General features: G+C 51.8%; 4 protein-coding genes. 1 reads left to right on the top strand and 3 read right to left on the bottom strand.

What is annotated here, in order from left to right:
• The first annotated feature begins 507 nt into the window (after positions 1-507).
• Entirely contained in the window at positions 508-1,944 is a 1,437-nt protein-coding gene (locus QM579_RS13465) for a DnaA ATPase domain-containing protein (protein WP_414999643.1), read from the top strand.
• Positions 1,945-2,388: 444 nt separating this feature from the next.
• Here QM579_RS13465 and QM579_RS13460 read toward each other — a convergent pair whose 3' ends face one another.
• The 3 genes from QM579_RS13460 to QM579_RS13450 all read right to left on the bottom strand — a co-directional run.
• The gene (locus QM579_RS13460) at positions 2,389-2,913 is read right to left on the bottom strand and encodes a hydrogenase maturation protease (RefSeq protein ID WP_414999642.1); all 525 of its coding nucleotides are present in this window, start codon (positions 2,911-2,913) and stop codon (positions 2,389-2,391) included.
• Positions 2,914-3,003: 90 nt separating this feature from the next.
• Complete coding sequence (gene cybH / locus QM579_RS13455) at positions 3,004-3,708, bottom strand: Ni/Fe-hydrogenase, b-type cytochrome subunit (RefSeq protein ID WP_414999641.1); 705 nt, start codon at positions 3,706-3,708, stop codon at positions 3,004-3,006.
• A gap of 54 nt (positions 3,709-3,762) precedes the next feature.
• Positions 3,763-4,490 (bottom strand): nickel-dependent hydrogenase large subunit (locus tag QM579_RS13450; protein WP_414999640.1); only part of this gene is annotated, 728 nt, incomplete at its 5' end.

Genomic DNA, 4,490 nt, shown 5'->3' with positions numbered 1-4,490 from the left:
TTGAAAGCTCCCCAGAATATCTGGGGAGCTTTTGTCGTTATAAGATAATCGTTATTGACAGCGTTCCATAAAACTCTCCATCACCAAAATCAGAAGTCTGTTTTGTTTTATCCTTGACCCGTTTGCCAAATAAAAAATGAAAATTTGTAATAGTCTGACAGAGGGAAAAAAAACTTTTTTCCCTCTTGACAATCAGCCCGGCCTTACAGTTCGGAACTTTTTATGAACATGCGAAAAAAACGAAGTATTTCTAAGAAAAATAGAGTAAAATTAAATAGTATTTGTTTAAAAGCTAAATTACATTTGTTAATATGTAGGCATCTATTTTGAAAACCCTTGCGTGCTAAGGCTTTTCAGCGCGGCCCATGTAGACCGCTAAATACAAAAAAATAAAGAATTTCTGCTGATTATCCTGCAAGGCCGTTGGGGAAAGCAAAAGGGCATTCTGCCTCAAACAGCCTTTAATCATCAATTGCCCGTCTCCTTCGTTTTAGGCTACAAGGCCTCATGCAAGACAAATGGGCTGAAATTTCTGTAAATCTCAAAAAAATGCTTAAATCCGGACTTTTCAAAGTCTGGATTGCTCCCTTACACGCTACCGTGGATACGCAGGGGATGCGCCTTGTCGCGCCCAATGCCTACGTGGCCAACAGGCTGGAAAGCATGATGCTGACGACCTTGCAAGAGGCTGCGGCTCCAGTACTGGGGCTCGAACCTGGGCATGTAAAAGTGCACATCGAAGCAGCCGGTCAGGACGCGCAGGCCTCCACTGCTGTGGAGCATAAGAGCGCAGAGCAAAAACCCGCGGTTGAGCTCGCGCCTTCAAAAGCTCCTTCCGTACTTGCTACTGTGGCTGCTGATTCCGTTTTGCAGCAGGCTTCTCTTCCTCTTCCGGCTGCCACTGTGTACCGCAGTTCGCAGAACTGGCGATTTTCTTTTGCAGATTTTGTCGTGGGGCCCACCAATAATATGGCAGTGGCTGCCGCGCAGGATGTCAGCCGCAAATATGGCTGCGTGCGCACCCTGTTTGTGAACTCTGCATCAGGCCTTGGAAAAACGCACCTTGCGCAGGCTGTGGGCCGTGCAATCAGTGAAGAAGGCGGCAATGCACGCGTGGGCTACCTGACTGCCGAAGAATTTGCTTCGCGTTTTGTTACCGCTCTTCGTGCGCAGGATATCGAAGGCTTTAAAGCTCGTTTTCGTGAGCTGGACGTGCTGCTGATGGAAGATGTGCATTTTTTTCAGGGTAAGGAAAAAATGCAGGATATGGCCCTGGCTGTGGTTAAAAATCTACAGGCCAAGGGCGGTCGCGCCATTTTCACCTCGTCCTTTTCTCCCCGTGAACTGCAGCGTGTGGACAGCCAGCTTGTGTCGCACTTTTGCTCCGGCATTTTGACAGACATGGGCCGCCCCACAAAGGATATGCGCTGTGACATCCTTGGGCAGAAGGCCAGAAGCTTTCAGGTACTTTTGCCCGATTCTGTCTGTGAGCTGCTTGCCAGCCGCCTGAGCGGCGATGTGCGGCAAATGGAGTCTTGCCTTAATAGCCTTATTTTCAAGGCGCGCTTGCTCAACTGTGGCCTGAATCTTGATTTGGCTATGGAAGTGCTGAGCCAGTATGCCGATGTTGCTTGCGGACCGGATTTTTCAACCATTCTGCGCCTTGTATGCGAAAGCTACGGTCTCAACGAACGCCAGCTGTCTTCAAAATCCCGCCGCAAGGAATGTGTTACCGGCCGCAATACTGCCTTTTATCTGGCTCGTAAACACACGGAAATGACTCTTGAAGAAATAGGCGAGAAGTTCAATCGCCGCCATTCCACTGTTATCAAGGGCATCACTTCTCTGGAACGTGAGCTGTCCAAAGAGTCTACCGAAGGGCGGCGTATTGCCCGCGCAGTAACGCTGATTGAGCGAAATGCAGGCCTCGGCGCACGCGCTTAAACGCCTCCTTTGCTCTTCTGAATTTAGCGACCCGATTGTAAAGATCGGGTCGTTTTTTTCGGCCATTGATTGTATCGCCTGATCAACAAGCAAAACGTCCCACCTGCTGACAGGTGGGACGTTTTGCTTGTTCGGCAAGCTTCTCATAAATGGACGGCGTCAATTAGGATAACAGCCCTGTCTTTTTAGGGCCGTGCGTTATGCCGTAGCTTAATACTAGAAAGGGCGTGATAGGAACGTGAAACTGCCCAGCATCAGCGCCAGTATGACACGCGTAAGGCAAACTCAAAGGGCGCATGTTTTTCTTCAGAAAATATATGGCGTTTGAGCTCATTTGAGCCAGATAACAATGACGCTTTCAAATTTGGCTGCTGCCAGAAAACTAGGTCAGAGCCGTCTGAAGAATACCTGCCTCAGGCAAAGCTGCAAGGGAGCAAAAGTGGATTAGTGCAGCAGTGCATCAAGAGCCAGCGCTGACAGATGGCGCGGTTCGGACCGGCGTACGGCCTCAACACCCCAGGTGCGCAAAAGATCCAGTGCCATAGTTTCGCCTTTATCCATGCACAGGCCTACTGCCGGAGAAAGAGACGCGCCTAGCGTCATAGCTGCGGGTTGTACGCCAATGAGCGCGCAGTGTTCGGGCATGTTGCCACGCAGCGTCGCAAGACCAAGCACTTCGGAAAAACTGTTCTGGTGGGGGCCAATTTTCTGAGCTGTGAGGTAAGCGGGCATCTGATCGCGCAACACCATTTCTCCCGGTTCAAGACCAAAATCCACAGCATCAAGCACAAGCAGTTTGTCTGCACGCTCTACATGCGTCAGCAGGGTTTGACCTTGCGTACCACCATCCACAATTTCCACATGCTCAGGGAAATCCCAGCGCGAGTAGATATTTTGCGCCAGCCTGACGCCATAACCTTCGTCACCGTAAAGAATGTTGCCCAAGCCGATGATGATTACCGATTCCATGAAAGATCCTGTTATTGTGCAGATTGTACCTGCATGCAGAAGGCGGCCTCACAGTAGTGAGGCCGCCCTGTTATCGTGCCCGAGATGACTTTAACTCTTACGCCGTTCCCTGTAGCCACTGAACATGCCGGATACAAGAGTGGTCTTGCCCATGATTTCTTCACGGATGACCATGTATATGTGTACTGTCACAAAGGTAACCAGCAACAGCATGCCAAGGCGATGCAAGCTGCGGAGTTCCTGATCATTGCCGCCTATCCAGTAAGCGAAGTCCAGTACGACGAGGAAGGGCTTGAAGAATGCCTGATGGCTGCTCTCAGCATACATGCCAAGGCCTGTAAGCATGATGACCAGCATGAAGACCATGCCCACAGCCATTCCGGCCTGTGCCAGGGGGTTGTGCCCCACATACGCCCGCGGTTCCTTGTCCAGAAAAAGGTACCAGCGTATGTCATGCCACAGGTCGTTCCACCATGTTTTGCTCCAGACCGGCAAAATGATCAGCTCGCGCGAATACCGATTGCCGAAGATGCCGTACAGGTAACGAAACACTGTGGATATGATGAGCACAAAACCTGCGATAAAGTGCGCCATGCGCGTATAGCCCATATAGAAGGTGTCGTAGGCCGAAGTTCCCGACACAGAAAGCCAGGGTTTGCCTATGATGTAGCCTGTAACAATGAGCACGCAGACGCAAATAACCATGACCCAGTGCCAGATGCGTATGGGCAGCTGGAATACGTAGACACTCTTGCCCAAAGGCATTTCAGGCAGAGTTTCTTTTATATCGCTCATGATAGTTCTCCTACGCTTGAGGCGCTTGTGCGCCGGGCGTCAGCAGGGCTGGAGCTACATGCCCCGATCCATGCGTACAGTGAGCAGATCCTTGCCGTCAGGCCCAATGATGTGGGTAGAGCAGGCCAGGCAGGGGTCAAAACTGTGCAGTGTACGCAGGATTTCCAGTGGTTGCTCTGGAATGTCCATATGCGTGTTCATCAGTGAGGCTTCATAGGCGCTCAACTGACCATCAGGGCTGCGGGGCGCGCCGTTCCAGGTTGTGGGCACCACGCACTGATAGTTTTCAATCTTCCGGTCCTTGATCTTGATCCAGTGCCCCAAAGCGCCACGAGGAGCCTCGGTAAAGCCGACGCCACGCAGTTCAGTTGTGGGCCAGCTTTCAGGCTTCCACTTTGTGGTGTTGGCTGTGGCGCGCACGCCGTTTTTGAGGTTGGTAATAAGGCGGTCATAGAAGTAGCGCATTTTTTCCGCAGACCACGCCAGTTCCAGCGAACGGGCTGCAATGCGGCCCAGGGTGGACTGAAGTACTGTGACAGGCACGCCACCAGCACGGCCCAGAAAATCATCAACCAGATCCCTGATTTCGCCATCCTTGCGGGAATAGCCAATGAGCATGCGGGCCAGAGGGCCAACTTCCATCTGATGGCCGCGCCACAGCGGCGTTTTGAGCCAGGAGTAGCGGTCCCGTTCATCAACCTGCTTGAGGTCAGTGGGCGTGCCCTTGATATTGGGACCAGGATTGTACTGGGGCTCCGTAATGCCTTCCCAGGGGTGCAGAC

Source organism: Desulfovibrio sp. (assembly GCF_047607245.1).
In the GTDB taxonomy this organism is placed as follows: domain Bacteria; phylum Desulfobacterota; class Desulfovibrionia; order Desulfovibrionales; family Desulfovibrionaceae; genus Desulfovibrio.
Note: the sequence above shows the minus strand (reverse complement) of the source record. Positions and strands in the feature narration are given on the sequence as shown.

Coding starts and splice junctions, on each gene's coding strand:
- cybH (WP_414999641.1), bottom strand. CDS start 3,708: ATGAGCGATATAAAAGAAACTCTGCCTGAAATGCCTTTGGGCAAGAGT.
- QM579_RS13465 (WP_414999643.1), top strand. CDS start 508: ATGCAAGACAAATGGGCTGAAATTTCTGTAAATCTCAAAAAAATGCTT.
- QM579_RS13460 (WP_414999642.1), bottom strand. CDS start 2,913: ATGGAATCGGTAATCATCATCGGCTTGGGCAACATTCTTTACGGTGAC.